The sequence below is a fragment of the Micromonospora sp. NPDC049089 genome (assembly GCF_040648775.1).
In the GTDB taxonomy this organism is placed as follows: domain Bacteria; phylum Actinomycetota; class Actinomycetes; order Mycobacteriales; family Micromonosporaceae; genus Micromonospora.
This window is the reverse complement of sequence record NZ_JBEZEH010000337.1, coordinates 1-3,870: the sequence shown is the minus strand read 5'-3', so window position 1 is coordinate 3,870 and position 3,870 is coordinate 1. Positions and strand designations below refer to the sequence as shown.

Sequence of the window (3,870 nt, the reverse complement as noted above, 5' to 3'; positions counted from 1 at the left end):
ACGGGGTGTAACGGTGCCGGTGGCGGATCATTCCGCCTTACCTGCGGGGGGTCGGCCTGTTGTGCTGCTCGGCCGTTCCGGGGGTGTAACCGGGGGGGCCTGCCGGGTGTTCCCGGGGGCGGCCCGGCCGTTGTGCTGCTGGTGCTCGGCCGTGCGGCGGTGTAACCGTGGCGGCCTGCCGGGTGTTCCCGGCGGCCGGCCCGGGGTGACCCGGGCTGTTGCGGTGGTCTGCCAGGTATAACGACCCGGCCCGGCCCCCGATTCCGCCGCCGGAGTGGCCCCGACCACCCGACAGGCGATACCGAACCCGACAAACCGCCCACCTCGCCGGCCCGGCGAACCCGACACGGCGGCCAGGCCAACATGATCCACTCGGGTTCCTGGAAGTCGCGGTGTCCCGCTGCCCAGGATGCCCCCGACTTCATGGAAGCCGAGTGGATCATGCCTGCGTGCACCGTTCGTGTCCCCGGACCGGGACTGACCAACAGGTCGGCGCGTCGTGAGGTCGACCCTGATCGGGGTTCCGCGTCGGCTTGGTCGGGCCTGGTCGAGGTTGCCGCGTCGTGTGGTCGGGCCTGGTTGAGGTTGCCGGGTGGCGCGGTGGGGCCCGTTGAGGTTGCCGCGTCGTGTGGTGCGGCCTGGTCCAGCTCTGCGCAGTGCGAACCCGTCGCAAGATCGTGCTTGATCCAGGAAACAGGGCCTTCCTCGTGCCACGAGACCACTACATCAAGGATCGAGCACGACCTTGCGGACTTTGGGCAGGGCACCGGAAAGCTCGCTCGATCCCCGGCCTGAACGACGTCGCGTGAGGAGAGTGGCTGTTCGTCAACGCCCGGTCGGCGTCGATCAAGGAGTTGTGGTGGGTGACAAAATGCTCCGTCGTGGCCAAGCCGGGCACCACAAACTCCTTGATCGCCTCGACCGGGCAGGGGCAGCACGCGCGGGGCAGCACCGGCGGGGCAGCACGCGCGGGTGGGGCAGCCCGAACGTGTCGGACTGCCCCACCCGGGAGCGCGAAGATGAAATCAGAACCCGAGGACGCTCCGCCCGCCGACAACCGGCAGTCGCAGTTCGCTGTCGTTCGGCGCGACCCGCAGTTCGGTGCCGCCCAACGGCAACAACGTGTACTCCTGGTCGCTGGAGAAGACGACCACGCCGATCCGGTGTCCGGCCGGGAAGATGTAGTCCTTCGGCTCCATGGTCCACCGGTAGTCGTACAGCTTGCCCTGGCGCACCGCCGACGTTCGAGCGACGCTCTTGCGGTTCTGCGGGTCCATCCAACCTCGCGTCACCACGGTCGGGGCTGCGGTCGACCCGGCCGGGCCGTAGTCGACCAGGTACGCGGTGAGGTTCGCGTCCGGCTTGTTGTCGATCGCCATCCGCAGTCGCATCTCCGGACGCCCGGAGATGCGCACGCTCTGCGTCAGCTCGGGGGAGCGGTAGGCGAGTCGGTTGGCGCTCGCGGTGTCCGGGTTGGACACCAGAGTGTCCGGGTGGATGGTCCGACCCTCGTCGACGAAGCTCTGCTCGACACGCGCCTTGGGCGGCTTACCGGTGGTGAGCGTGCCGGGTGCGGTGGCGTCGGTCGCGGCGAAGCGCAGCCCGACCTCCCGCGCCGCCGGGTCGGGCCAGTTGGCGTACGTGGTGTAGGCGCGGTCCTCGCGCTGGAGCACCGCCGTCGGCTCGTCCATGATGCCGTTGCGCACGTTCCACAGCCAGAAGTCGAACCAGCGGTTCTCGGTCTGCTTGTACGTCCACGTCTGCCCACCGGGCAGGGTCACCGACGCGCTGCTGCCCGGACCACCGTGGCCGCCCTGGTGCAGCCAGATCTTGCGGGGGACGTCGCGCTTGGCGAGCTGGTCCCACCAGCCGGCGAAGTGCTCGGTCTTCACGTTCCAGTCGTTGAGGCCGTGCACGACGAAGACGCTGGCCTTGACGTCGCGGGCGTCGAGGTAGTCGCGATCCTGCCAGAACTTCGAGTAGTCGCCGGTGATCCGGTCCTGCTTGGCGGTGATGTCCGCGAGCTCGTCGGCGCAGGGCCCTTCGGCGCGCGCCTGCCCGGCGGTGTACTGGGCCAGGATGTCGAGGTCCTCGCCCTGGAACGTCCCGGGCGCGACCACCAGGCCGTTGGCCCGGTAGTAGTCGTACCAGCTGCTGATCGCGGAGACCGGCACGATGGTCTTGAGCCCCTTGACGCCGGTGGTGGCCACCTGGTTGGGCAGTGTCCCGTTGTAGGAGACACCGGTCATGCCGACCGCGCCGGTGGTCCAGCCAGCGGTGACCGGGGCGCCATTGGCGTCGTACCCCTTGGCCCTGCCGTTGAGCCAGTCGATGACCGCCTTGGTGCCGAGCGTCTCGGCCTGGTCCCCGCTGGTCGGGCAGCCGTCGGAGTCGCCGGTGCCGACGCTCTGGCCGAGCACCACCGCGTACCCGCGGGGTACGTAGTAGTCGTCCAGCGAGCCGGGCAGGTTGGCCTTCGCCTCGGCCCGTTGCGCGCCGGCGTCGAGGGCGCGACGCCCGTTGCGATCGGTCAGGCCGTTCTGCGGCAGGTCGTCGACCAGCACGCTCGGGTACGGCACGTCACCCCAGGTGCCCTTGCGGTACGGGCTGTGCTCGAAGATGACGGGCACCTTGAAGCCCTGCGTGGCGGTCTCCCGGGGCCGGGAGATGTCGATCGCCACCCGGTCGGGCCGACCGTCGTGGTCGGTGTCCACCGGGGTCTGGACGAACACCCGCTCCTCGATCGCGTCGGCGAGCGAGAACACCGGTTGGGTCATGCCGTCGCTGACCACGATGCCGGTGGGCGTGGTGGGCGTGGGCGGAGCCGCAGCCGCGGGTGGGGCTGCGCTGAGAACCAGAGCGCCGGACACGCCGAGGCTCAGGAGGACCAGATGACGGGGTCGACGCATGCGCGTCTCCCTTCGGTTGGGCTGGTTGCCGGGTCGGCAGGGGCCAATCTCGAAGATCCATTCGTGGTCATGCTAGGTCCGCCGAGGCGTCCCGTCGATCCCGTCGGCTGTCCACCGTGGTCGGTCAGGGAGTCGGTGGCGTCACCGCGATGATCAGGTGGGCGCGCTGGTCGCTGGCGTTGCGGTAGAGGTGCGCGAGGCGCGAGTCGAAGGTGACCGACTCGCCGGCGGTGAGGGTGTACGACTCACCGCCGATCTCGGCGACGACAGCGCCGCTGATGACGATCGCGCATTCGGTCGACGGGTGCGCCCACGGCTCGGCGGAGCTGGCGTCGCCGGGCGCGAGGTGGGCCTGGAGCACCTCCAGGTCGCCGCGGCCGGGGGTGAGTCGTTCGTAGGTGATCTGGCCGGGTGGCGCGGCCAGCCTGGTCCGGGCGCCGACGCGGCTGACGTGCACCGGTGGCGCCTCGGGCTCGGAGAACAGCTCGGCGATCGAGGTGTCGAAGACCTGGGCGAGCTTGCGCAGGGTGGAGAGGCTGGGGTCGGTGGCGCCGTTCTCGATCTGGCTGAGCAGGGCGGGGGACACGTCGGCCGCTGTGGCGAGCTGACGCAGCGTGAGGGAGTGCTGCTGACGCAGGTCGCGGAGTCGGTCACCGAGCATGTGTCCTCGTTCCAAAAACAGTGTGGCTGAATCTTGATTGACCTGACTATACGGGTCTGTTTAGTATCGCTGAACAACAGGCGGCCACGTTCGACACCACTAGACAAGGCCGCGTCAAGACGAACCGGACGACGTCCCAGTCCGGCCTACATCCAACCCCGAGACGACGCCCCCGAGAAGCCCGCGACGCCGTCATCCCATCGGCCCCGCCGATGCGTGGTGTCGCCCGCCGGGCGTCGACGCCCCGCGGATCCCGCACGGCGGGCCGCGCGATACGAAGGTAGGAACAGCATGTCGGTG

General features: G+C 69.6%; 2 protein-coding genes. Both read right to left on the bottom strand.

Annotation, left to right across the window (positions count from 1 at the left end):
- Nucleotides 1–1,025: 1,025 nt before the first annotated feature.
- Nucleotides 1,026–2,909: a Xaa-Pro dipeptidyl-peptidase gene (locus AB0B48_RS32230; RefSeq protein ID WP_357208224.1), complete on the bottom strand. Its 1,884-nt coding sequence runs from the start codon at nucleotides 2,907–2,909 to the stop codon at nucleotides 1,026–1,028.
- A gap of 124 nt (nucleotides 2,910–3,033) precedes the next feature.
- Nucleotides 3,034–3,570 carry a helix-turn-helix domain-containing protein gene (locus AB0B48_RS32225; protein ID WP_357208222.1) on the bottom strand — a complete coding sequence of 179 codons (537 nt, stop codon included), beginning with the start codon at nucleotides 3,568–3,570 and terminating at the stop codon, nucleotides 3,034–3,036.
- Nucleotides 3,571–3,870 lie beyond the last annotated feature (300 nt).

Coding starts and splice junctions, on each gene's coding strand:
- AB0B48_RS32230 (WP_357208224.1), bottom strand. CDS start 2,909: ATGCGTCGACCCCGTCATCTGGTCCTCCTGAGCCTCGGCGTGTCCGGC.
- AB0B48_RS32225 (WP_357208222.1), bottom strand. CDS start 3,570: ATGCTCGGTGACCGACTCCGCGACCTGCGTCAGCAGCACTCCCTCACG.